This window comes from Rhizorhabdus histidinilytica (assembly GCF_900167915.1).
GTDB classification, from domain to species: Bacteria; Pseudomonadota; Alphaproteobacteria; order Sphingomonadales; family Sphingomonadaceae; genus Rhizorhabdus; species Rhizorhabdus histidinilytica.
Map to the genome: position 1 here is coordinate 1 of NZ_FUYM01000021.1, position 25,707 is coordinate 25,707.

Here is a 25,707-nt window from a genome sequence, read left to right on the forward strand (position 1 = left end):
GCATCAGCGCTGCGACGGCGACCGACGACTTGGTCCAACCAGGATATGGATGCTTCTTCATAAAACCCCCTTCTGTCTGCCTCGATCGTCTGCGGCAGGTGGTGATGTTCGTCCCTGTTTGTGGATCGATGCTGGCATAGTCGGCGTTGGTAAACCGTATAACATCGAGTTTTCTGGCGAGCGCTGTGCCCGAATGCTCGATGAAAATCCCCAGATATTCCGGAAAAACTGGCCATAACTACGCCATTGGCTCGGCTTGTGCCCATCCTCCCCATTTATAAAATCGAATTTCTTCGATTATTAAGGCTGCGCCATTGATGTCAATAGGGTCCCGCCGCCGCGCACAAATTTATTGATCGTCCGGGCGGTCGATATTTCGCTTCGGCCCCTGGCAGGCCGATCCGACGGGCGGGTAATTTTTCAATTAAAAGCAATTTATTCCGGTTTTGCGCAATTCCTATCGCGCCATCCGGCACTGAAGCGCGCATCCTCCTTCCGCAGACAAGAATGAATGTGGGAGGTATCATGAGCAGCGCGGCGGCAGACGACGGCTATCCGCTTCATGATCTTCGCGTCGAAGTGATGCCGGAGGCAGATGGAAAGCCCTTCATCTGCAAACACAAGGCGGGTGACTATTTTACCGTTACTGACGACGATCTGATCACCATGGGGGAGGGGGTGCGTTTCCCCATGTATTCGCTGGCGGCTATCCTGCCGTTGCTGCCGGCCAAGCAGCGAGACCTTCATCCCAACGACTGGATGAACACCGACGCGGTGATTGCCTGTCCCGACCCGCATTGCGGCGGCCGCTTCAGGATCATCCGCGAGACCCGCCGGATGCACAGCCATTCGGAGAATTCGGCGCTGCCGCTCGACAAGACCAGCCAAGCAGAGGACCATGCATGACCATTCCCCGCGTAAATCTGCGCCCCGATTTTTCGGTTCCCCGCGTCATCAAGGGAAACTGGCAGATCGCCGATGACCATAGCAGCAGCGTGCGCGACGATGACGACATGTACCGCCACATGGTGTCCTTCGTCGATGCGGGGATCACCGCCTTCGACTGCGGCGACGTCTATTATGGGGTGGAGGAGCGGATCGGCCGCTTCATCGAACGCTTCCGGCGCGAGCGCGGGCCGGCCGAAGCCTCCCAGGTCGCGGTCCACACCAAATATATCCCAGCCTTCCTCCAGGAGGAGGAACTGCGCAACCACAGCCGCCAGACCGTCGTCGACACCATCGACCGCTCGCTCGCCCGGCTGAAGGTCGAGCGGCTCGACCTCGTCCAGCTCCACTGGTGGAACTACGAGATCGACGGCAATGTCGAGACCGCGCTGATCCTCAAGGAGCTTCAGCAGGCGGGCAAGATCCACCATATCGGCGGCACCAACTATAATGTCGCCGAGCTGGCCAAGATGGTCGATGCCGGCGTCGACATCGTCGCCAACCAGGTGCAATATTCGCTGACCGACCGCCGTCCCAAGAACGGCATGGAGCAATATTGTGCCGAAAACGACATCCAGCTCCTTTGCTATGGATCGATCGGCGGCGGGCTGATCTCGTCGAAGTGGCTCGGCATCCCCGATCCGGGCAAGCCCACCTTCGAAAATGTCTCGCTCGACAAATATTACCGCATCATCGTCGATTTCGGCGGCTGGGCGCTGTTCCAGGAGCTGCTGCGGACGCTCGACACGATCGGCGCCAAGCATGGCGTCGCGATCCCGGCGGTTGCCAGTCGCTACGTCCTCGACCAGCCGAGCGTCGCCGCGGTGATCCAGGGCGCCCGGCACGACCGGCACCTCGCCCAGAACCTCAAATTGTTCGCATTCGCGCTCGACGACGAGGACCGGCAGGCGATCGACGCGGTGCTCGCGCGTTCCACCGGGCCGGCCGGCGACTGCTACGACCTCGACCGCATCGAGGACCGCGACGCGATCGAGAATGTCGCGACCGATTATTTCGATGTCGAGGACGGCAAGCTCGTCATCCGCCATCGCGATCCGGTCGTGCTCGCCGAACCCTATGGGCATCACATCAAGGCTTGAGGCCTATCGACTGAGCTATTGAGCGGGCCGGATCGTCCTTCTGGAGGCAGTGCGTGGAGCTACCCATCACCGGATATGCCAAGAAGCTGAACGTCGCGCCGGGCGAAACCGTGGAATTCGCGGTGAGCACGGCTGCGGCCAGCTTCGAGGCACGGCTGGTGAAGCTCCACCGCGATCCGGCCTTGTTCGAGCCGATCGCCTCGGACGTCGACGGCCACTATCCGGGGAAGGTCCAGCCGATCCGGATGGGCAGCCATGCCGTGCTCGCGCGGCCGGCTTCCGGCTGGCCGATGGACCTCGCGCTTTCGCTCCATCTGTGCCCGACGGCCGAAAGCCCGGAACGACAGGGCGTTCTCTCCAGCGGCCCCGATCACGGCCTGTTCGTCGAGGCGGGGCTGATCGTCGCGCGGGGCGGGGGCGTCGAGCTTCGCTCCGACATCCCGCTGCGGCCGAACCATTGGTATCGGGTCGTCCTCACGCCGGGCAGCCCGACCCGGCTGGAGGTGACGCCGCTCGACGATCGCGAGGTCGGCGGCGTTGTCGAAACGACGGAGGATTTCGAGCCGATCCGCGCCGAGGGTTTCCGGCTCTCCGGCTGGTGGGATGGGGAGGCGACCGTCGGCTGCCTCGACGGCAAGATCGCCCGGCCGGCGATCCGCTCGGCAGCGCAGGGAGCGATCGCCGAATGGGACATGAGCCGGCACCACGAAACCGCGCGCGTCGTCGATGTCGCAGGCGGCGGGAACGAACTGCGCCTGGTTCAGCATCCCCGCCGCGCGGTCACCGGACCGGCCTGGGACGGCACCGCCCAAGAACCGCGCCAGCAGCCGTCGCACTATGACGCGATCGCCTTCCACAGCGATGACCTGACCGATGCCGGCTGGGCGACGACGCTCGCCTGGACGGTGCCCGCGACCCTCGCCAGCGGCGTCTATGCGCTGCAGGTGTCGACGGCCGAGGGCTCCGATCATCTGCCGTTCCTGGTGACGCCGGGCAGGGAGCAGGCGAAGCCCCGTTGCGCCTTCCTGGCCCCGACCTTCAGCTATCTGGCCTATGGCAATGAGCGCCATTGGTGGCACATGCCCAATGTCGAGGCGCGCACCGGCAAGCCGCTCGAGCATAGCGTCACTGCCGCCGAGCTGTGGGCGGCCGGGCACGGGATGCTGAGTCCCTATGACCGCCATCGCGACGGCACCGGCTGCACCCACGCATCCTGGCTGCATCCGATCGTCAATTTCCGCGCCGGCTATCACCATCCCTATATCGGCGGCCCCCACCAGCTCAGCGCCGACCTGCTGATCCTCGACTGGCTCGACGGCATCGGCGAGCCGGTCGACGTGGTGACCGATCACGACTTGCATGTCCGGGGCGCCGAGGCGTTGCGGGGCTATGCGGTGGTGATGACCGGCAGCCATCCCGAATATGTCAGCGCCGCCGTGCTCGATGCGCTCGACGCCTTCAACCGGCAGGGCGGAAGCCTGGTCTATTTCGGCGGCAACGGCTTCTACTGCGCGGTCTCGACCTATCCGGACGAGCCGCACGTCATGGAACTGCGGCGCGGCCACACCGGCGGCGCGCACTGGAAATCGCCGCCCGGCGAGGCGCACCACGCCTCGACCGGCGAACTGGGCGGCAAGTGGAAGCTGCGCGACCGATCGGCGCATCGGCTGTTCGGCGTCGGGACCTCGTCGGTGACGTTCGATCGCGGCAGCCCCTATGTCCGCACCGAGGCGAGCCACGATCCCGCTTATGCCTGGGTGTTCGACGGCGTCGAGGATGACGTGATCGATACCGAGAGCTGCGTCCTCGGCCAGCCGGGCGGTTTCGAATATGACCGGATGGACCCCGGCCTGGGCACCCCGGCCGATGCCGTCTGCCTCGCGGTCGCGCGGTTCGATCCGCCGGTCACCGAATATCTGCTCGACGACGGACGCTGGACCGGGACGCTGGGCGAGAACCGGGCCGACCTCGTGCTGATCCCCGGCCATGGCCGGCGCGGCGACATATTCTCGGTCGGGTCGATCGCCTGGACCGGCTGCCTGCTGACCGACGACGGAGCCAACAAGGTCGCCACCATCACCCGCAACGTGCTGCGGCGCTTCGCCGGGCGGGGAGGGGCCGATGGATAGGCGGGCGGAGCTTCCGGCCATGGCGATGGCGCTTCCCGCGCGGCCTGGACCCCTCCCTGCGAACACAGGGCGCTATGGCTGGTACGTGGTCGGCGTCCTCGTGCTCGCCTATATCGCGGCGTTCCTCGACCGGCAGATATTGAGCCTGCTCGTCGGGCCGATCAAACGCGACATCGGTATTTCCGACGTCCAGATCGGCCTGTTGCAGGGGCTGGCCTTCGCGATCTTCTATTCGACCTGCATCCTGCCGGCCGGATGGCTGGTCGACCGGTTCAACCGGCGCAACATCCTCGCCATGGCGCTGGCGATCTGGTGCCTGATGACGATCGCCTGCGGGCTGTCGCGTAGCTTCCCCGAACTGTTCATGGCGCGGATGGGGGTGGGCATCGGCGAAGCCGTGCTGGGCCCCGCCGCCTTCTCGCTGATCAGCAATTATTTCGCGAAGGACCGGCTGCCGCTGGCGATCAGCGTCTATTCGATCGGCGGTTCGCTCGGGGCCGGCCTCGCCTATATCTTCGGCGCGTTCGCCGAGCAGATGGCCGCGCCGGCGACCGCGGCGCTGCCCTTCCTCCAGGGCTTCGCGCCGTGGCAGGCCGCCTTCTTCATCGTCGCCGCACCGGGCTTCGCGATCTCGCTGCTGATCCTGACGATCCGCGAGCCGGTGCGCCTGCGGGCGGCGGGCGCGCACGGCGGACCCGCCCTCCGAGCCTTCCTGTCGCCGCGCAGGCGCTTCCTCGCGCATTACTGCCTCGGCATCGGGCTGCTCACCAGCGTCAGCTATGCGAACATGGCCTGGATTCCGGCGATGTTCGAGCGAAGCTATGGCTGGGCGACGGCCGATACTGCCCGCTGGCTGGGGCTGATGATGCTCGTCTTCGGGACGGCCGGCATCCTGGCCGGCGGTATGGGGGCGATCCGGCTGTCGCGGCACCACGCCGACGCTACGCTGCGGCTGGCGGCGATCATCGCGCTGATACTCGCGCCGATCTGCCTGGTCGCGGCGATCGCGGGAAATCCTTATCTGTCGCTGGCGCTCTACGTTCCCTTCACCTTTCTTTCGACCTCGTTCGTCTCGCTCGGCCCGACGGCGATCCAGCTGATCACGCCCGACGCGCTGCGCGGGCGCGTCAACGGCCTCGCGCTGATGCTGGTGAACATCATCGGGATATCGGTCGGTCCGCTGGTCGTCGCACTGCTGACCGATCATCTCTTCGGCCGCGAGGCGATGCTGCGCTGGGGACTGGGCATCGGCAGCGGCCTGCTGTCGCTCACGGCCGGCCTGTGCCTGCTGACCGGACTTTCCGCCTATCGCCGCGTCCTGCGGGACGCCCCGGACACAGAGGAGGCATATCGATGACGCATGCTTCGCTACCAAGGCTCTGAATAGTTTTTAGTCGTTACTGAAGAATATTGCCTGTGAATTTGCGCCTCAACATTGTTCTGGCGGATGATTTTGTTCGTTCTTTTGATTTGTCTTAAATTGGAAAACCGAGAACGGAAAATAAAGGCGAAATAATTTAAAGGGAGATATTTATGGGTTATCGTCACGCGAAGATGATCCTGCTGTCGAGCTGCGCCATTGCACTGTGCGGCGGGCTGCAACCGGCCGCTGCGCAGGTCGAGGATGAAGGCGCCCGGTCGGGCGGGCTCGAGGATATCGTCGTCACCGCGCGCCGCCGGGCGGAATCGGTGCAGACGACCCCGCTGTCGGTGTCGGCCTTCGACTCCCGCTCGCTTCAGGACCGGGGCCTGCAGAACATCGCCGACGTCTCGCGCGCCGTGCCGAACGTCCAGCTCGATCCTGTCGCCAACGAGTCCGGCGTGGCGTCGACCCAGATCTCGATCCGCGGCATCGGTCAGACGGACTATGTGCTGACCGTCGAGCCCGGCGTCGCCGTTTATCTGGACGGCGTCTATGTCGGCAAGTCGCTCGGCTCGCTGCTCGATACGGTGGACGTCGAGCGGGTGGAGATATTGCGCGGCCCGCAGGGGACGCTGTTCGGCAAGAACACGATCGGCGGCGCGATCCAGGTGATCACCAAGCGCCCGACCGCCGACAACCAGGCCGAGATGGAGCTGACCACCGGGCGCTACGACCGGCTCGACGCGCGGGGCGCGATGTCCGGCCCGATCACCGACTGGCTGCGTTTCCGCCTGTCCGCCTCCTATCAGAGCCGCGACGGCTTCATGAAGCGCATCCTGCGCAGCGGCGAGCGCACCGGGGAGGTCCAGGGCGACATGAACCGGCTGGGCGGACGGCTCGTCTTCGAAGCCGACGTCGCTCCCAACCTGCTCGCGACGCTGGCCTTCGACGGAACCCGGATCCGCGAGAAGTCGCCGGCCACCTATTTGCGGCGCGTGACCGAGGATGCGGGCTTCCCCCGCCTGTTCAACCTGGCGGTACCGGGCGGCGTCTGCGCGCCCGCGGCGGGTGCGTCGCGCTTCTCCAATCCCTATTGCTTCAACGACCAATATTCGCTGCCGACCGACACGCGGGTCACCTATAATGCCGGCGGCAACACGGCCGACACCGACGTGCGGGGCGTCGCCCTGACGCTGGATTGGAAGCCGGGCGACATCAACGTCAAGTCGATCACCTCGTTCCGCAAGGTCGACGTGTTCGTCGACCAGAACCTCGGCGGAAGCGCCTACTACAACAGCCAGGTCGGGCAGGACATCGACTTCAAGTCGTTCAGCCAGGAATATCAGCTCAGCGGCAACCTGCTCGACAAGCGGCTGTCCTACGTCCTCGGCGCCTATTACCAGCGCGAATGGGGACGGCAGCTCTTCCCGGTCCAGACCGCGCTCGCGCAGTTCCTGTCGGGCGGCGATATCAAGAACGACAGCTATGCCGCCTTCGGCCAACTCACCTACGAGATCACCAGCAGGCTCTCGCTGACCGGCGGCTTCCGCTACACCTATGAAACGCGCCGGTTCAATCCGGGGCTCCAGCACGTCGTCGGTTATGACGACCTGTCGGTGATCAAGATCCCGGGCTTCGTGAACCCCGTCGCCAACGCCTTCGGCGCACCCGGCACGCCGCTGTTCCCGGCGGGATGGTACAAGCGGAACAGCAAGGCGGGCACGCCGATGATCTCGCTGAGCTACAAGCCGGTCGACGACGTGATGCTCTATGCGACCTATGCGAAGGGCTTCAAGGGCGGTGGCTTCACCATGCGCTTCTTCCCGCCGGTCAGGCCGGCAGCAGGCGTCGATCCCGACACTCTGATCCCCTATGCCAAGCCCGAAAAGGCGACCTCCTACGAGGCGGGCATCAAGAGTGAGTGGCTCGGCGGCAAGCTGCGCCTGAACGTCGCGGGCTTCATCACCGACTACAACAACATCCAGGTCACCTACACGATCGATCCAGACGGTCCGGGGCCGATCGGCCGCTTCCTGCCGGTGCTCGCCAATTCGGGTTCGGCCCGCATCAAGGGCATCGAGGTCGAGGGCGCGGCGGTGCCGACCGACTGGCTGCGGATCGACGGCAGCCTCGGCTATATCGACGCCAAATACCGCAAGTTCACCGCGGCGGCGATCGGCGCCTATCCCGCCGCGCTGGGCTTCGACCTGCCCAACACGCCGAAGTGGACCTACAATGTCGGGACGACGGTGACCTTCTTCGACAACGAGTCCGGCAATGTGTTCCTGCGCGCCGACTGGGCCTATCGCAGCAGCCAGTTCAAGGAGTTCTCGAACAACCCGTCGCTGTTCCAGAAGGGGTACGGCATCCTCAATGCGGGGCTGACCTATCGGTCCGCCGACCGGAACTGGGACGTGACGCTGGGCGGCACCAACCTGACCGACAAGGCCTATATCGTCAGCGGCGTCGCCAGCTCCGATCGCGCGCAGGCGGTGCGGTCGCGGCCGCGCGAATGGTACCTGACCCTGCGGCACAAGATATGACCGGGGCGCCGCTGATCGGCTATGGCGATCGCTTCGAGGTCGCCCCGGGCGAAAGCCTCGGCTTCCATGTGAGCGCGCCCGCGGGCAGGTTCGAAGCGAGGCTCGTCCGGCTGGCGCGCCGCGCCGGGGATCTCGTCCCGATCGCCTCGGCGATCGATGGCTTCCATGACGGCGCGGAGCGGCCGATCGCCACCGGCAGCCATATGGCGGTGGCGGCCGGCGTGCCGCTGCCCACCCGGCCGGCGATCTCGCTATGGGTGCGACCGACCCGGCCGGCGGACGGGCGCGACCAGGCGCTGCTCGGCTGGGGGCGCAGCCATGGCTTGTTCCTCGACGGGGAGGGGCGGCTGCGGCTGGACTGGGGCGGCGTCGAGATCGTCACCGGCCGGCCGCTCGCCGACGCGCGTTGGAGCGAGGTGCGGGTCGACAGCAGGGGCGATCGGTTCGCCCTGTCGATCCACACCGCCGACGCAGGGGTGACCGACTGGTCGGAGGAGGCGACATTGCCTCCGGCCAATGTGAAGATCGATTCCCAAAGCTTTCATATTGCTGCGATTATTGAGAATGATCTTCCCGTCGCCTGTTTCGACGGGAAGATCGCCCGGCCGCGCATCGCGGACGGCGACGCGCTGCTCGCCGCCTGGGCTTTCGATAAGGACCCAGGCAGCCCGATCGTGATCGACGAGGGACCTGCGGCGCGCCATGGCCGATTGTTCCAGACGCCCCAACGCGGCGTCACCGGCCCGGACTGGAACGGGCTCAGCGGCGGCTGGAGCGAGGACCCGGCCGGCTATGACGCGATCGCCTTCCACAGCGATGACCTGACCGACGCGGGCTGGCCCGAGAGCTTCACCTTCACGCCGCCCGCCGGCCTGCCGAGCGAGGCCTATGGCATCGAGCTGCGCCAGGGCGACCAGCGCGACCTGGTGCCCTTTTTCGTGCTGCCGGCGGCCGACGCGGAGCCCGCGCCGCTCGCCTTCCTCGTGCCCAGCTTCAGCTACCTCGCTTATGCCAATGAACGGCACTGGTGGACCAATCCCGGCGTCGAGGCGATCGCAGGCGCGCCGCTCGACGCGATCGTCGGCCCGATCGAGCGCTGGGCCGAGGAGATGCGGCTGATCAGCGCCTATGACTATCATCGCGACGGATCGGGCTGCACCCACGCCTCGCTGCGGCGGCCGCTGGTCAACATGCGCGCCGACTATCGCCATCCGCTGCTGCGCGGGCCGCACCAGCTCGGCGCCGACATCGCCACGATCGAATGGCTGCGGTCGATCGGCCAGCGCTTCGACATCATCACCGACCATGTCCTGCACGAGCGCGGCGCCGAGGTTCTGAAGCCCTATCGCGCGGTGATGACCGGCAGTCATCCCGAATATGTCAGCACCGCGCTGTTCGACGCGGTCGAGGCCTATGTCGGCGACGGCGGACGACTGATCCACCTTGGCGGCAACGCCTTCTACTTCGTCACATCGATCTTCGCGGAGGAACCGCATGTGATCGAGGTGCGCCGCGGCCATGCCGGCACCATCCCGTGGCAATCGCCGCCGGGCGAGGTGCGCCAGGCGGCGACCGGCGAGCCGGGCGGGCTATGGCGCTGGCGCGGACGGTCGGCGCACCGGCTGCTCGGCACCGGCACAGCGGCGGTCAGCTTCGGCCAGGGGCGCCCCTATGTCCGCGACGCCGCCAGCCATGATCCCGCTTTCGCCTGGATCTTCGACGGCGCCGACGCGACCGCGATCGATGCGCGGGCCGAACTGCTCGGCGGGCCCTCGGGCTTCGAGGTCGACGCGATGCGGGCCGATCTCGGCACCCCGGCCGATACCGTCCGGCTCGCCACCGCGACCGGCTTCGATCCGGCGCTGACCTTCATCGCCAGCGAGGATGTGCTGTCGACCGGCACTGCCGGGGCGATGGAATCGCACATCGCCTATCGGCGGCTGGCGGGCGGCGGGCGGGTCTTCTCCGCGCCGTCGATCGCCTGGACGAGCTGCCTCGCCGATCGCGGCGGCGACAACGACGTTGCCCGGATCACCGCCAACGTCATCCGCGCCTTCACCCGGCCCGAGGGGCCGCCCGATCTTCCGACTTCAAGGGGAGACATCCCATGACCGATATCATCGTCGCGACCGTCGAGCATCGCTTCGCCGGCAAGACGCCCGACCAGCTGTTCCGTGCCTGGACCGATCCGGCGCTGCTGCCGCAATGGCTGGCGCCCGTGCCTTACAACCTGGTCCATGCCGAGGTCGAGCCGGCGCCAGGCGGCCATTACCGCCACGACATCGTCGGCCCCGACGGCAAGCATGTCGTGATCGGCGAGTTCCTCCGCTTCGATCCGGGCCGGGGGCTCCGCAAGAGCTGGAATTATCGCGGGCCCAATCCGGCGCCGCGGCCGGAGCCGACCTTCGTCGACGTCACCATCGAACCGGTGGAGGGCGGCAGCCGCCTCGTCCTCGCCCATAGCGGCCTGCGGGATCAGGCAGAGTGGAACCATTATGACGGCGGCTGGAGGGTCTGTTTCGGAAGGCTGGACAAGTTGAGCCTGTAATCATCGGATATTGCTTGAAAAAGGGGAATTGAAATGGACGCGAGACGCATGAAGCGCATTTTCCTCGCCACGGCCTCGGCCCTGCTGGTCCTGCCAGCGGCACCGGTGCTGGCGCAGGCCGCCGAGCAGGATGCCGGCTATAATCCGGCATCGCTGGGCGACATCGTCGTGACCGCCCGCAAGCGCGAGGAGTCGGTGCAGACCACGCCGCTGTCGATCTCCGCCTTCGGCGCGCAGGCGTTGCAGGACCGCAACGTCCAGTCTTCGGCCGACATCGCCAATTTTGTCCCGAACGTGCAGTTCGACAGCGCGGCGAGCGAGTCCGGCGGCGGCGCGTCGAGCCAGATCTCGATCCGCGGCATCGGCCAGACCGATTATGTCATCACTGTCGAGCCCGCGGTCGGCCTCTATCTGGACGGCGTCTATGTCGGCAAGTCGGTTGGCTCGCTGCTCGACACCGTCGACATCGAACGGATCGAGGTGCTGCGCGGGCCGCAGGGCACGCTGTTCGGCAAGAACACGATCGGCGGCGCTATCCAGTTCATCTCCAAGCGGCCGAGCGACAAATTCGAGGCCGAGGCGGAGGCGACGGTCGGCCGCTTCAACCGGATCGACGTGAAGGGCATATTGTCGGGACCGCTGTCGGATCGGGTTCGCGCGCGCCTGTCGGGTGCCTATCAGAGCCGCGACGGCTTCATGGACCGGGTCAGCCCCACCGGCGCCAAGACAGGCGAGCAGGGCAATATCGACCGGCTGAGCGGCCGGCTGGTGCTCGAGGCCGATCTGACCGACAACCTGCTCGCCACCCTGTCGTTCGATGGCACCCGCATTCGCGAGCAGTCGCCCGCGCAGGTGCTGCTCAAGGTGGTCGAGACCGACGGCTTCGCCGGCATCTACAACGGCGCGGTGCCGGGCGGCGTCTGCCTGCCGACGGCTGGTCCGTCGCGGTTCGGCAATCCCTATTGCTACAACAGCCAGTATGTCCGTCCGATCGACAGCCGCACGACCACCAATTCGGGGCCGAACCAGTCTGACACCGACATCAAGGGCGCGTCGCTGAACCTCGAATGGAAGGGCGACGGCATAACCCTGAAGTCAATCACCGCCTATCGCGACGTCGGCGTCGATGTCGCGCAGGACCTCTACGGATCGCCCTATTATTATGGCGGCGTCGAGCAGCACATCTCGCAGAAGCAGTTCAGCCAGGAAGTGCAGGTGCTGGGCGACCTGATGGACTCGCGGCTGCAATATGTCGCCGGCCTGTTCTACATGCACGAGAGCGGCACGCAGGTCTTCCCGGTCAACCTGCCGCTGGTGCAGTTCGATTCGGGCGGCAAGATCAAGAACGACAGCTATGCCGCCTTTGGGCAGATCACCTACGACCTGACCGACCAGTTCTCGATCACCGGCGGCCTGCGCTACACCTATGAGCGCAAGCAGTTCAATCCGGGCCTGCAGGTGATCACCGGCTACGACTATCTGTCGACGATTCCGACACCGGGCGTGACCAATCCGATCGTCGATCTGTTCGGGCCGGTCGGCACGCCGCTGTTCCCGGCGGGCTGGTACAAGCGGACGAGCAAGTCCGCGACGCCGATGGTGTCGCTCAGCTACAAGTTCGACCGCGGCACCATGGCCTATGCGACCTTCTCGCAGGGGTTCAAGGCGGGCGGCTTCACGATGCGCTACTTCCCGCCGGTCATTCCCGCGCCCGGCACCGATCCCGACGACATCGTCTCCTATGCCGGCCCGGAGAAGGCGACCTCCTATGAGGTGGGCCTGAAGACCGAGCTGTTCGACCGTCGCCTGCGTCTCAACGTCGCGGGCTTCTACACCGACTACAAGAACATCCAGGTCACCTATGTGGTCGATCCGGACGGCCCCGGCCCGATTGGCCAGTTCGTGCCGGTGCTCGCCAATTCGGGCACCGCACACATCAAGGGGATCGAGGTCGAGGGATCGGCGGTGCTGGCCGACTGGTTCCGCTTCGACGGCAGCTTCGGCTATATCGATGCCAAATATGTGAAGTTCAGCGCTGACGCGTTGGCCAACTTCCCTGGCGCGCTGTCGCTGAAGATCCCGAACACGTCGAAGTTCACCTATAATGTCGGCGGCGTCGCGACCTTCTTCAACAACGACCATGGCACGCTGTTCGCGCGCGCCGACTACAGCCGCCGCAGCGGCCAGTACAAGGAGTTCTCGAACGATCCGTCGCTGTTCCAGCCGGCCTATGGCGTGCTCGGCGCGTCGCTGACCTATCGTTCGCCGACCAAGCGCTGGGAAGTGGCGGCCGGCGGCACCAACCTGACCAACAAGGCCTATATCGTCAGCGGCGTCACCAGCTCCGAATATTCCCAGGCGGTCCGGTCGCGCCCGCGCGAATGGTTCTTGCGTCTGCGCTACCAGTATTGATGATGCCGGAAAGGGCTCCTCCACCGGGGGAGCCCGTCCGGAAAAAGGGGACGGATTTGGAACGTAACGCCCGGGGCGTGCTCGCGGGGATGGCCCTCGTGGTCATCGGCATGCAGGTTTTCATCATCCAACCCGGCCTGGTGTCGGTGCTGATCGCGAGCGGGATGGACGAGAGCATCGTCGGCTATGCCGCTTCGGCCGAGATCTTCGGCATCGCGCTGTCGACCATTGCTGCCGCGTCGATCGGCACGCGGCTGCGCTGGTCGTGGCTGGCGGGCGTGGCGCTGGCGCTGATGGCGGCGGCGAACCTCGCCTCCGCCGTCTCCCCCGCGGATGAGATATTCCTGCTGCTGCGACTGCTCGCCGGGCTCGGCGCGGGGATCGCCATCTCGCTCGGCTATGCGATGGTCGGTGCGGCCCCCGATCCCGATCGTGCCTTCGGCCATCTGATCGTCGCGGTGCTCGTCTATGGCGCGCTTGGCATCTTCGGTCTGCCGCAGGCGGCGGCGCTGTTCGGGGCGGGGGGCATCTTCGGCCTGCTCGCGGCGATGGCGGCGGCCGGCCTCGCGCTGCTTCCCCTGGTCGTCCAGCCTGCTCCGGCACAGGCGACCGGACAGGGTGGCGGCGGGCCGCGCGCCGGCCCCTATCTGCTGCTCGGCGCGGTATTCCTCTTCTTCCTTGGGCAGGGCGTCGTCTGGGCCTTCCTGTCGCTGATCGGCGAGCGGATGGGCATCGCCCCGCAATCGGTGGCCAACGGCCTGACGATCGCCCAGCTCGCCGGCATCCCCGGCGCCTTCGCGGCGTCGCTGGGCCAGCGGATCGGCCATCGCCGGCTGATCGCGATCGGCACGATCGGCTGCGTCGTGCCGCTGGCGGTGATGACGATGCGGCTCGATGCGATCGGCTATGGCGTCGGCATCGGCATCTTCAACGCCGCGGCCAACCTGATGACGCCGCTGCTCGTCGCGATCGTCGCCGGGATCGATCGGGGTGGGCGGCTCGTCCAGCGTGCCGCCGCGCTGCAGATGCTCGGTCTCGCGGTTGGGCCGGCGCTGTCGACGCCGCTGATGGGGCAGGGCTTCGGCCCGATCCTCGCCTTGTCGATCCTGCTGTTCCTGCTGTGCTGGCTGCTCTCCGCGCTCGACCTGCGCGGGGCGGGGCGCAGGTTGTCGGAAGGTCATTAGTCAAGCGTTTGCTTGCTAATCGGCCGGCAATCGTCCACCCTGTCTCGACAAAGGACGGGGGAGGCCGGCGATGCGCTTTTCGATCTATCTTCCGATATGGCGGGACCTGTCGGACCCGGTGCCGCTCAGGAAGACCTTCGAGTTCGTCCGCCTCGCCGAGGAACTGGGTTTCGACACGGCGACCCAGGGCCATCACCATTTCCTGATGGGCAATTTCAGCGATCCGCTGACCTTCCTCGCCGCACTCACCGGGATCACCAGCCGGCTCCGCTTCTCGACCACCATCTTCCAGCTTCCCTTCCACAATCCGCTTCGCGTCGCCGAGCAGGTGGCGGTGATCGACCAGCTCTCCGGCGGCCGCGCGGGGATCGGCGTCGGCACCGGTTGGCGCGAACTCGAATATCAGGCCTATGGCGCGCGCTACGCCGATCGCGGCGCGCGGATGGAGGAGGCGCTACAGGTCATGAAGCTGCTGTGGACGCAGGAGAACGTCTCCTTCCAGGGCCGCTTCACCAGCTTTCCCGAGCTGACCTTGCATCCTCGTCCGATCCAGCAGCCCAATCCGCCGCTATGGGTTGCCGGCGGGGTCAAGGCGGCGATCGAGCGCGCCGCGCGGCTGGGCGATGCCTGGCTGTGCGGGCCGGTGGAATCGCATGACACCATCCTGTCGATGAAGCGCATCTACGACGCCAAATGCGCCGAGCTCGGTCGCTCGCCCGACTGGGTGCTGCGCCGCTACGCCTGGATATCCGAGGATGACGACGCGATCGAGAAGCAGGTGCTGCCCGAATATATCGACGGCCTGCTCGACCATTGGCGCGAGTCCAACCGCGACCATGACCGGGCCGAGCTGCTGCACCGGATCGACGTGCTCGGCGAACCGGTGCCGGTGCGTGAGATCGCCGACGCGCGGCTGCTGTGGGGCAGCCCCGATCGCGTGATCGCACAGATCCGCCACCTCCAGGCCGAGACCGGGATCGACCATCTCATCCTCGGCTTCGGCACCAGCCTGCCGATGCGGTCGCGCCTCAACCAGTCGTTCGGCAGCTTTGAGGAGATGAGCCGGATGGTGCGGCTGTTCGCGCGTGAGGTGATGCCCGCCTTCCGCTGATCCGGCGGGCTGCTTCTTAACTTATCTGATCAATTCGATAAGCAATTCCGATAAGACAAAGCGACCGACGTCCCGCATAGCCGGGGCGAAGGAGATGCATGTGCCGACCAGCGGCAAGACGGGTTTGCCCGCCGCCGATCCCGATCTCGGTCGGTTGCGCGATTTCGTCCGCGCTTTCGTGGCGGGGCTCGACGAACCGATCGAGGCGCGTGCCCGGCTGTTGCGCGATCTCGTCGCGCGGGACGATTGGCTGCCTGCCGAATATGCCGAGCCCGACCCTGCGCGCTATCGTCAATATCTCCTCCACTGCGACAGTGCCGAGCGCTTCTCGGTGGTAAGCTTCGTGTGGGGGCCGGGGCAGCGCACGCCGATCCACGACCATCGCGTCTGGGGCTTGGTGGGCGTGCTGCGCGGGGCCGAGATCGTCCAGCCCTATCGGCGCGGACCTGACGGATCGCTGCTCCCCGCATCGGCGGCGCAGCGCCTTGAGGCCGGGGAGGTCGACATCTTCGGCCCCGACATCGGCGACATCCACAGCGTCGCCAATGCCCATGCCGATCGCGTGTCGGTCAGCATCCACGTCTATGGCGCCAATATCGGCGCGGTCGAACGCGCGACCTATGACGAGGCGGGGCGAGAGAAACGCTTCGTCTCGGGCTATGCGAACCGCTCGCTTCCTAATCTCTGGGACCGTTCCTGACATGACAGCCATCACCCCCCAGGCGATCCGCCATGCGCTGCTGACGCGGCAGGAGATCGCGTTGCTCGACGTCCGCGACGAGCATGATTTCGCCCAAGGCCACCCGCTGTTCGCGGCGCAGCTTCCGGTCGATCGCATCGCCATCGAGGCGGTGGCCCGCTTCCCGCGCAAGGACGTGCCGATCGTCCTCTATGACGACGGCGGGGGGCTGGCCGAGGCGGCGCGGGCGATCTTCCGGGAGCTCGGCTATGGGGAGGTCGGCCTGCTGGAGGGCGGGCTGGGCGGCTGGCGCGCGGCCGGCTATGAGCTGTTCGAGGACGTCAACAGCTATTCGAAGGCGTTCGGCGAGCTGGTCGAGCACCGCCGTCATACGCCTTCGCTGCCCGCCGAGGACGTCCAGGCGCTGATCGACGAGAAGGCCGACATCGCGATCCTCGACGCACGGCGGTTCGACGAATATGCGACGATGAACATCCCGACCGGAACCAGCGTTCCCGGCGCCGAGCTGGTGTTGCGCGCGCCGGTGGTGGCGCCCGATCCCGATACGACGATCATCGTCAACTGCGCCGGCCGGACGCGCAGCATCATCGGCGCCCAGTCGTTGATCAACGCCGGCCTGCCCAACCGGGTCGTCGCGTTGCGCAACGGCACGATCGGCTGGACGCTTGCCGGCCAGACGCTCGAGATCGGGCAGGCGCGACGCGGGCCGGAGGCCGATCCGCACGGTGCGGCCGAAGCGCGCCGTCGCGCCCGCGAGGTGGCCTATCGCGCCGGGGTGAAGCGGATCGATCCCGACGGGCTTGCGGCGCTCGCCGCCGACCCGCGCCGGACGCTCTACCGGTTCGACGTGCGTCAGCCCGACGCTTATGTCGCCGGCCATGTCCCCGGTTTTCGCAATGCGCCGGGCGGACAGCTCGTCCAGGAGATCGACCATTATGCGCCGGTCCGGGGGGCGCGGGTCGTGCTGGCCGACGATCTCGGCTCGCGCGCCGATATGAGCGCCTCCTGGCTCGCGCAGATGGGGTGGGAGGTCTATGTCCTCGACGGCGGCTTCGAGGGGCCGCTCGAAGCGGGCGGCGGCGACGCCTATCCGCCGCGGGGCCCCGAAGGGCGCTACAAGCGACCCTATGAAGGCACCGACAACAAGGCCGCCGCGATGCAGGCCTATCTCGACTGGGAATATGGCCTGGTCGATCAGCTCGCCCGCGACGGCACCCACGGCTTCTTCGTCATCTGACCGCGCGGCCGCGGGTCGGCTGGCGCTGCGATTGGCGCCGCTCATAAGCCTATAAGCAAGCCCCGTTATTCGCGCGGCCGGCCGGCGGGTAGAAGCCCGACGTCCCAGTTCGTCGATCGGAGAAGCCCCCATGGTCCAGACAGCTCCCCGCCAGCTCAAGCTCGGTGCCATCCTCGCCGGTGTGGGGACCAATCATGGCGACTGGCGCGATCCCGCCGTGCCGGGCGACGCCAGCGTCGACATCAATTGGTATATCGAACAGGCCCGCAAGGCCGAGGCGGCGAAGCTCGATCTCGTCTTCATCGTGGACTCACCGTTCATCACGCCCGACACGGCACCGCATTATCTCAACCGGCTCGAGCCGTTGACCCTGCTCTCCGGGATCGCCGTTTCGACGTCCAGGATCGGTCTCGTCGGAACCCTGACTACCTCCTATTGGGAACCCTATAATGTGGCGCGCCAGTTCGGTTCGCTCGACCATATCAGCAAGGGCCGGGCCGGTTGGAACGTGGTGACCACCGGTCTCGAAGGCGCCGCGCGCAACTATGGGCGCGAGGAGCATTTCGCGCACGCCGAGCGCTACGCCCGCGCGCTGGAGTTCGTCCAGGTCGTCCAGGGGCTGTGGGACAGTTATGAGGACGACGCCTTTCCGCGCGACAAGGCGGCCGGCATATTCCTGCGCAAGGATCGGCAGCACCGGCTGGATCATAACGGCGTCCATTTCTCGGTCGCGGGGCCGCTGGCGCTCAGCCGGTCGCGCCAGGGGCAGCCGGTGATCTTCCAGGCCGGCGACAGCGACGAGGGACGCAATCTCGGCGCGCACATCGCGGAAGGCACGTTCGCCGCCGCCGCCGATTTCGAGACCGCGCTGTCCTATACCCGCGATCTCAAGGCGCGGGCGGCGAGGCTGGGGCGCGACCCGGACCGCATCGTCGTCATGCCGGGCCTCAGCGTCTTCCTGGCCGACAGCGATGAGGAAGCGCGGGCGCTGGAGGAGGCGCGGCTGGGCCGCCTCGATTTCGCCAAGTCCCTCGTCGAGCTCGGGCGGCTGTTCAACTATCATGATTTCAGCGCCTACGACCCGGATGCGGCCTTCCCCGACGTGAGCAACCTGACGCTCAACAGCTACAAGGGGGGCGCGGAGCGGGTGGTACGGACCGCACGCGAAGAGGGGCTGTCCTTGCGCGAGACCGTCGCCCGCTTCGTCGAGAGGCGATCCGCCTTCGTCGGTACCGCGGCGACCGTCGCCGATGAGATCGAGCGCTGGTTCCGGGCCGGAGCGGTCGACGGCTTCAACCTGCATGTGGCGCGCCCCGCCGACTTCGATCGCTTCCTGACCGGAGTCGTCCCGATCCTTCAGGACCGGGGCCTGTTCCGGCGTGACTATGAACATGACACGCTGCGCGGCCACCTCGGCCTTCCCGTTCCCGAGAACCGCTACACGGTGGCACGCGGCCTCGCCGACGCGATCGCCGCCGAATAGGGAGGGGAGGATGCCGACCCGTCCGACCTAAGGTCCAATTGTCTGTTCGCTCCCATGGGTGCTTGATCGGCGTCGACAAGCACATCAGCGGGAGAAGACGATGCTGCAGGAAGCTATGGCGCGGTTCGCGGGCAAGGCCCTGGTCCGCGATCGGTACGACAATTTCATCGGCGGCCAGTGGGTGAAGCCGGTCCATGGCGAATATTTCGACAATATCTCGCCCGTCACCGGCAAGCCGGTGTGCAAGATCGCCCGCTCCTCGGCCGAGGATATCGAACTGGCGCTCGACGCGGCGCACAAGGCCAAGGATGGCTGGGGCCAGCGGTCCTCGACCGAGCGGGCCAACATCCTCAACCGCATCGCCCAGCGGATGGAGGACAATCTCGACCTTCTCGCGATGGCCGAGACGATCGACAACGGCAAGCCGATCCGCGAGACGACCGCCGCCGACATCCCGCTGGCGATCGACCATTTCCGCTATTTCGCCGCCTGCGCCCGCGCGCAGGAGGGTTCGATCGCCGAGATCGACCACGACACCGTCGCCTATCATTTCCACGAGCCGCTCGGCGTCGTCGGGCAGATCATCCCGTGGAACTTCCCGATCCTGATGGCGGCGTGGAAACTGGCCCCCGCGCTCGCCGCCGGCAATTGCGTGGTGCTCAAGCCCGCCGAGCAGACGCCGATGTCGATCATGGTGCTGATGGAACTGATCGGCGACCTGATCCCCGAAGGCGTGCTCAACGTCGTCAACGGCTTCGGCGTCGAGGCGGGCAAGCCGCTCGCCTCCAACAAGCGGATCAGCAAGATCGCCTTCACCGGCGAGACGACCACCGGCCGGCTGATCATGCAATATGCGTCGGAGAACCTGATCCCCGTCACGCTGGAGCTGGGCGGCAAGAGCCCGAACATCTTCTTCGCCGACGTGATGGACGCCGACGACGATTATTTCGACAAGTGTCTCGAAGGCTTCGCGATGTTCGCGCTCAACCAGGGCGAGGTCTGCACCTGCCCGAGCCGCGCGCTCGTCCAGGAATCGATCTATGAGCGGTTCATCGAGCGCGCCGTCGAGCGTGTCCGGAAGATCAAGCAGGGCAGCCCGCTCGATCCCGCGACGATGATCGGCGCGCAGGCGTCGAACGACCAGCTCGAGAAGATCCTCTCCTATATCGCGATCGGCCGGGACGAGGGCGCCCGGGTGCTGACCGGCGGCGACCGCGCCGCGCTGGGCGGCGAACTGGCCGACGGCTACTACGTCACCCCGACCGTGCTCGAGGGCCATAACCGGATGCGGATCTTCCAGGAGGAGATCTTCGGCCCGGTGCTGTCCGTCACCACCTTCAAGGACGAGGCGGAGGCGCTCGCCATCGCCAACGACACGCTCTACGGCCTGGGCGCCGGCGTCTGGAGCCGCAACGGCACGACCGCCTATCGCATGGGCCGCGCGATCCAGGCGGGGCGGGTGTGGACCAACTGCTACCATGCCTATCCGGCGCATGCGGCGTTCGGCGGCTACAAGCAGTCCGGCATCGGGCGCGAGAACCACAAGATGATGCTCGACCATTATCAGCAGACCAAGAACCTGCTGGTCAGCTACAGCCCGAAGGCGCTCGGCTTCTTCTGACCTTTCCCCTGGCGGCGCGTCGCTCCATCCATCCCCGCGCCGCTTCCCTTCGACGGGCATCTCCGGATGCCCGTCGATTTCGCTGTTTGGAGGGCCGGACCATGTCGCCGCCTTCGCGAGTCCTGACCACGCCCGAGGCCGATGCGCTGATCGCTCGGTTGACCGCCCGGCACGGGCCGCTGATGTTCCACCAGTCGGGCGGCTGCTGCGACGGATCGGCGCCGATGTGCTTCCCGCTCGGCGAATTCCGGACCGGCGGGCAGGACGTGCTGCTCGGCCATGTCGCGGGTGACGTGCCGGTCTGGATCGGTGCGGCGCAGTTCGAATATTGGCGCCATACCCAGGTGACGATCGACGTGGTGCCCGGGCGCGGCGCCGGCATGTCGCTGGAAAGCCCGGAAGGGGTGCGCTTCATCGTCCGCTCGCGGGTGTTCAGCGATGCGGAGGCGGCCGAGCTGGCGACGGCCGGAGAGCCGCCCCGGGGCGGCTGAGTGCCGATGACCGCGACCGAAGCCCCGGCCTTTCGCGAGCATCCACTGCGCCGGCAGGTGGTGGGCGAGATGCACCTGCGCCGCTTTCCGGCCTTCACCCTGCCAGCCCGCATATTCCAGCTCTTCCGCCTCGTCCCCGCCGACGAGCGCGAGGTCGAGCAGGCGGCACTCGATCGGGGGCCTTGCCCCGGCGCGCCCGACGACCGCCATCGCGAGACACGCTGGTCGCCCGAGGTCCGCGCTTCCTGGGAACGGCACAGCGAGGCGAGCACCGTCACCGTCACCCTGACCGGCCCCGAGCTGGGCGCGCCCGTCTGGGGGCGCCCGGAGGAGGAAGCCGCCGCCGCCGCTCTCGACTGGGCGGAGCGGCTGCCGGGCGGGGTGATCCGCGCCTCGCGCCTGCTGATCGTTGCCGACGAAGATGCGGCGGCTCCGGCGGTCGCCGAGGCCGGGTTCCGCGCCTCGCATCTGGTGTCCTGCCATATCGCCGGAGCGGCGCGGCTGTGGAGCGATTTCCGCATCCATGGCGACGGTTATGGCCGACTGGTGGTCGCTGCCAACGGCTTGCCGGTCGCGGATTTGATCCGTGCGGTCCAGCGCCTCCAGGAACTGGGCAATTACCGCAACCTCGCGCTGCTCGGCCTGCCCGCCGCGCAGCAGGCCTGGGGCGAGGTCGACCGGATCGAGCGCGCACTGGCCGCCTCGGGCCGATCGCTGCGCGCCCGCGACCGCCGCGACGACGAACTGCTCGCCGACCTGACCCAACATGCCGAGGACCTGCTGTCGATCGCCGCCGCTTGCGATTACCGGATGAAGGCGACCCGCGCCTACGCGCAGATCGTGTCGGACCGGCTGCAGGAATTGCACGCGGACATGATTCCCGGTTTCCAGTCGCTCGACGACTTCACCGCACGCCGCTTCCACCCCGCGGTGCGGACCTGCGTCGCGCTCACCGACCGGATCGCCCTGCTCGACGCGCGGGCGGCGCAGCTCACCGCGCTGCTCCGCACCCGGATCGAGACCAATATCGAGAACCAGAATGGGCGTCTCCTTGCCTCCATGGACCGCAGCGCGCGGTTGCAGCTTCGCCTCCAGCATCTCGTCGAGGGACTCTCGGCGGTGGCGATCAGCTATTATCTGCTCGGGCTGCTCGCCTATCCGCTCAAAGCCGCCGAGAAATGGCGCCCCGGGCTATCGGCGACGACGCTGCTCGGCCTGTCTGCGCCGCTGATCCTGCTGGGCGCGGCGGTGCTGCTCGGGCGGATGCGCCACCGGCTGGTGGCGGCGGATGACAAGGCCGCTCCCGACGATGCATAGTGGCCGCCATAACAGAATGAGGAGGGGAGATGACAATCGTGGCCCAGGCGATCTCCTTCGCGTCCAGCCATGCGGAGGCGCCCGACGATGCGATGCGCGAAATCGCCGCCGCGATCGGCGACGAGCCGCTGGCCGGAGCGGTCGTCTTCTGCTCGCACCGCTTCGATCGCCTCGCGCTGGCGCGAGCGATCAACCTGGCGACCGAGGGGACGCCGGTGATCGGCTGCACCAGTTCGGGCGAGCTGACCCGCGGCGGCTATGACGAGGGCAGCCTCAGCCTGATCGGTTTTCCGAGCAGCGCCTTCCATTTCGTCTCGCATTGCTTCGACGACATCGAAGCGTTCGATCCCATCGAGGCGCGCGAGGCGGTCCGCGCGTTGGCCGCCGTCGCCGATCGCGACAGCCGCCGGCTGGGCAACGCGATCAACCATATCGCGTTGTTCCTGGTCGACGGGCTGTCGCACCGCGAGGAATTGCTGACGATGACGATCCAGGACGCGCTGGGCGACATCCCGCTGATCGGCGGATCGTCGGGCGACGGCCTCGCTTTCCGCGAGACCGCGATCTTCGAGGGAGGGCGCTTCCACCGCCGCGCGGCGGTGATCGCGATCCTCTCCTCGCCGCGGCCGATGCACGTCTTCAAGTCGCAGCATTACCAACCCGGCGAGCGCAAGATGGTGATCACCGGCGCCATCCCGCATGAACGCGTCGTCACCGAGATCAACGCCGAGCCCGCCGCACAGGAATATCTGCGCCTCGCCGGCCATGCGGGGGAGGCGCTGGGCGTCGCCTTCTACGCCGCGCACCCGCCGATGGTGCGTGCGGGCGGCGAATATCATGTCCGCTCGATCCAGAGTGCCAATCCCGACGGCAGCCTGACCTTCTATTGTGCGATCGATGAGGGGATCGTGCTGACGGTCGGCGAACCGATCGACCGCATCGCCCGGATGGAAGCGCTGTTCGATGACATCCGCGAGCGGATCGGCGAGGTCGACCGGATCATCGCCTTCGACTGCGTGCTCAACCGGATCGACGCCGAGCAGCGCCAGCTCGGCAGCAAGGTGTCGGCGCTCTACGGCGCCAACCGGGTGATTGGTTTCAACACCTATGGCGAGCAATATCACGCGCTGCACGTCAACCAGACCTTCAGCGGGCTGGCGATCGGGAAATGACGATGGCGGCGGACCGGCGCGACGGGGCGGACGACACCGAGCTGGAGGCGCTGCGCGAGGAGCTGCGCAAGCTGCGCAAGATCAACGCCGCGCTGATCGACCGGGTCGAGCGCTCGACCGACATGGCCGGCAACGCCTTCTCGATGTTCGAGACGGCGATCTCGCTGGAGGCGATGGTACGCGACCGCACCTCGCAGCTGGAGGATGCGCTGGCGAAGCTGGCCCAGGCCAATGCCGACCTCGCCCGCGCCCATGGCCTGGCCGATGCGGCGCGGATGCGGCTTCGCGACGCAATCGATTCGATCAACGAGGGCTTCGTCCTGTTTGACGCCGAGGACCGGCTGGTGTTGTTCAACGAGGCGTATCTTGGATTCTGGCCCGCGCTGGCCGGGCAGATCCGCGAGGGGATGAGCTTCGACGAGATCGCCCGCCTCGCCGCCGAACAGGAGCGGCCGGGCGGATCGCTGGTTGCGCCGGACCGCTGGGTATCGGATCGGCTCGCGCGGCACGGCATCGCCGACGGCGGCCATGTCCAGGCGCTGGCCGATGGCCGCTGGGTCCAGATCAACGAGCTGCGCACCAGCGAAGGCGGCATCGTCGGCATCTACACCGACATCACCGAAGCCAAGGCCGAGGACGCTCGCGAACGCGCGCGCGAGCTGGCGGAGCGCAACCTGGTGCTGCAGGCGACGCTCGACAACCTGTCCGAAGGCGTCTGCGTGTTCGACGATGCCGGCCAGCTCAGCGCGTGGAACGAGGCGCTGCAACGCATCCTGCGGCTGCCCGACGGCTGGACGCAGGCGATCGCCGATCACCAGGGGCTGGTCGACTGGTGCCGGACCCGGCTCGGCATGCGCGACAAGGGCTGCCTCGACTGGCGCGGGAACAGCGCAGGGGCAGGGCGCATCGAGCGGCTCTGCCCGGCGGGCGATCGCAGCTTCGAGGTGCGCAGCACCGCGATGGAGCGCGGCGGGCAGGTAATCGGCTTCACCGATGTCACCGATGTCCAGCGTGCCCAGGCCAGCCTGCGCGAGACCGCCGATACCCTCGAACGCCGCGTGTCGGAGCGGACCGGCGAGCTGGTCGAGGTCAACCGCCGGCTGGAGGCCGAGGTCACCGAGCGCCGCGCCATCGAGGCGGCGCTGCTCGACGCCAAGACCGTGGCCGAGAAGGCCAACCTCTCCAAGACCCGCTTCCTCGCCGCCGCCAGCCACGACCTGCTCCAGCCCCTCAACGCGGCGCGGTTGTTCGTCGCGGCGCTCGGCGACCGGCGCCTGGCGCTGCCCACCCGCGCGCTGGTCAGCCAGACCTCGACCGCGCTCGATTCGGTCGAGGACCTGCTGGAGGCGCTGCTCGAGATCAGCCGGCTCGACGCCGGGGCGATCCAGCCCGAGATCAGCGACTTCCGGCTCGACCGGATGCTGCGCACCCTGCAGGTCGAATTCGCGCCGCTGGCGCAGTCGGCGGGGCTGGAACTGACCATCGACGCGCAGCCGATCTGGGTGCGATCCGACATCCGATTGCTGCGCCGCGTGCTGCAGAACCTGCTGTCCAACGCGATCCGCTACACGCCGCAGGGATCGGTCGCGCTGCGTTGCCGCACCGGCGGCGACGGCGTCGAGATCGACGTGATCGACACCGGCCCCGGCATCGCCGCCGACAAGCAGCAATTGATCTTCGAGGAATTCCGCCGGCTCGACACGCGCCCGTCGGGCAAGGGCCTGGGTCTCGCCATCGTCCGCCGCGCGATCGACATGCTCGGCCATGCGATTCTGCTGCGATCGGCGCCGGGGGCGGGGGCCTGCTTCACCGTGAGCGTGCCGCGCGGCGTCGAGCGCTGCGAATCCGAGGAGGCCGAGGCTGGCACCGCACGGGGGCGGTCGATGACCGGGCTGCGTATCCTGATCGTCGACAATGAGCGCAGCATCCAGACCGGGATGCGCACCCTGCTCAGCGGCTGGGGCTGCACGGTGACGACGGCCGACGGCTTTGCCGAGGCGGTCGCCGCGATCGACCGCGACGCGCGGCCCGACATTGTCCTTGTCGACTATCACCTGAAGGACGGCGAGACCGGCGACGAGACGATCGCGCGGCTCCAGGCGCATCTCGGCGTCCCGCTCCGCGCGATCATGATCTCCGCCGACCGCGGCGAGGAGCTCAAGGCCAAGATGGCCGTCCAGGCGATCCCACTGCTGAGCAAGCCGGTCAAGCCGGCGCAACTCCGGGCGCTGTTGCGGACGATGCTGGACTGATCTCGGGGAGCGGATTCGTCCCCGATCGCGCATGGGCGTGCCCCGATGCCCGATCCCTTGGCCGGAAATCCTCATATTGCGGCGAATTCGCCACTGGTT

At 67.1% G+C, this 25,707-nt stretch carries 18 protein-coding genes; all 18 read left to right on the forward strand.

Annotated features, from left to right (window positions below; genetic code table 11):
- Positions 1-525 precede the first annotated feature (525 nt).
- The 18 genes from B5X82_RS24555 (at position 526) to B5X82_RS24640 (ending at position 25,608) form a co-directional block, all read left to right on the forward strand.
- Entirely contained in the window at positions 526-906 is a 381-nt protein-coding gene (locus B5X82_RS24555) for a TIGR04076 family protein (protein ID WP_223811296.1), read from the forward strand.
- Positions 903-2,045 carry an aldo/keto reductase gene (locus tag B5X82_RS24560; protein ID WP_079650981.1) on the forward strand — a complete coding sequence of 381 codons (1,143 nt, stop codon included), beginning with the start codon at positions 903-905 and terminating at the stop codon, positions 2,043-2,045. Before B5X82_RS24555 ends, B5X82_RS24560 begins: the two co-directional genes overlap by 4 nt.
- A 53-nt stretch (positions 2,046-2,098) precedes the next feature.
- A complete protein-coding gene (locus B5X82_RS24565) occupies positions 2,099-4,174 on the forward strand; it encodes a N,N-dimethylformamidase beta subunit family domain-containing protein (RefSeq protein WP_079650983.1) in 2,076 nt (691 codons plus the stop codon).
- Entirely contained in the window at positions 4,167-5,531 is a 1,365-nt protein-coding gene (locus B5X82_RS24570) for an MFS transporter (RefSeq protein ID WP_079650985.1), read from the forward strand. Before B5X82_RS24565 ends, B5X82_RS24570 begins: the two co-directional genes overlap by 8 nt.
- 176 nt (positions 5,532-5,707) lie before the next feature.
- Positions 5,708-8,080 carry a TonB-dependent receptor gene (locus B5X82_RS24575; RefSeq protein WP_079650986.1) on the forward strand — a complete coding sequence of 791 codons (2,373 nt, stop codon included), beginning with the start codon at positions 5,708-5,710 and terminating at the stop codon, positions 8,078-8,080.
- Positions 8,077-10,191, forward strand: a complete 2,115-nt coding sequence (locus B5X82_RS24580) for a N,N-dimethylformamidase beta subunit family domain-containing protein (protein ID WP_079650988.1) — start codon at positions 8,077-8,079, stop codon at positions 10,189-10,191. Before B5X82_RS24575 ends, B5X82_RS24580 begins: the two co-directional genes overlap by 4 nt.
- Positions 10,188-10,628, forward strand: a complete 441-nt coding sequence (locus B5X82_RS24585; protein WP_079650990.1) for an SRPBCC family protein — start codon at positions 10,188-10,190, stop codon at positions 10,626-10,628. Before B5X82_RS24580 ends, B5X82_RS24585 begins: the two co-directional genes overlap by 4 nt.
- A gap of 48 nt (positions 10,629-10,676) precedes the next feature.
- A complete protein-coding gene (locus tag B5X82_RS24590) occupies positions 10,677-13,040 on the forward strand; it encodes a TonB-dependent receptor (RefSeq protein WP_223811297.1) in 2,364 nt (787 codons plus the stop codon).
- Positions 13,041-13,096: 56 nt separating this feature from the next.
- Positions 13,097-14,224: an MFS transporter gene (locus B5X82_RS24595; protein ID WP_235862795.1), complete on the forward strand. Its 1,128-nt coding sequence runs from the start codon at positions 13,097-13,099 to the stop codon at positions 14,222-14,224.
- Positions 14,225-14,294: 70 nt separating this feature from the next.
- Positions 14,295-15,335, forward strand: coding sequence for an LLM class flavin-dependent oxidoreductase (locus B5X82_RS24600; RefSeq protein WP_079650995.1), 1,041 nt, complete (start codon positions 14,295-14,297; stop codon positions 15,333-15,335).
- 94 nt (positions 15,336-15,429) lie between these two features.
- Entirely contained in the window at positions 15,430-16,035 is a 606-nt protein-coding gene (locus tag B5X82_RS24605; protein WP_079650996.1) for a cysteine dioxygenase family protein, read from the forward strand.
- A gap of 1 nt (position 16,036) precedes the next feature.
- The gene (locus tag B5X82_RS24610; RefSeq protein ID WP_079650997.1) at positions 16,037-17,272 is read left to right on the forward strand and encodes a rhodanese-like domain-containing protein; all 1,236 of its coding nucleotides are present in this window, start codon (positions 16,037-16,039) and stop codon (positions 17,270-17,272) included.
- A gap of 130 nt (positions 17,273-17,402) precedes the next feature.
- A complete protein-coding gene (locus B5X82_RS24615) occupies positions 17,403-18,755 on the forward strand; it encodes an LLM class flavin-dependent oxidoreductase (RefSeq protein ID WP_079650998.1) in 1,353 nt (450 codons plus the stop codon).
- Positions 18,756-18,855: 100 nt separating this feature from the next.
- Positions 18,856-20,376: an aldehyde dehydrogenase gene (gene adh / locus B5X82_RS24620; protein ID WP_079651000.1), complete on the forward strand. Its 1,521-nt coding sequence runs from the start codon at positions 18,856-18,858 to the stop codon at positions 20,374-20,376.
- Between the two features lie 101 nt (positions 20,377-20,477).
- Positions 20,478-20,867 carry a DUF779 domain-containing protein gene (locus tag B5X82_RS24625; RefSeq protein WP_079651002.1) on the forward strand — a complete coding sequence of 130 codons (390 nt, stop codon included), beginning with the start codon at positions 20,478-20,480 and terminating at the stop codon, positions 20,865-20,867.
- Positions 20,868-20,873: 6 nt separating this feature from the next.
- The gene (locus tag B5X82_RS24630) at positions 20,874-22,184 is read left to right on the forward strand and encodes a DUF3422 domain-containing protein (RefSeq protein WP_079651003.1); all 1,311 of its coding nucleotides are present in this window, start codon (positions 20,874-20,876) and stop codon (positions 22,182-22,184) included.
- Between the two features lie 29 nt (positions 22,185-22,213).
- Entirely contained in the window at positions 22,214-23,356 is a 1,143-nt protein-coding gene (locus B5X82_RS24635) for an FIST N-terminal domain-containing protein (protein WP_079651005.1), read from the forward strand.
- Positions 23,353-25,608, forward strand: a complete 2,256-nt coding sequence (locus tag B5X82_RS24640) for a hybrid sensor histidine kinase/response regulator (RefSeq protein ID WP_176152699.1) — start codon at positions 23,353-23,355, stop codon at positions 25,606-25,608. The genes B5X82_RS24635 and B5X82_RS24640 overlap by 4 nt, the downstream gene beginning before the upstream one ends.
- Positions 25,609-25,707 lie beyond the last annotated feature (99 nt).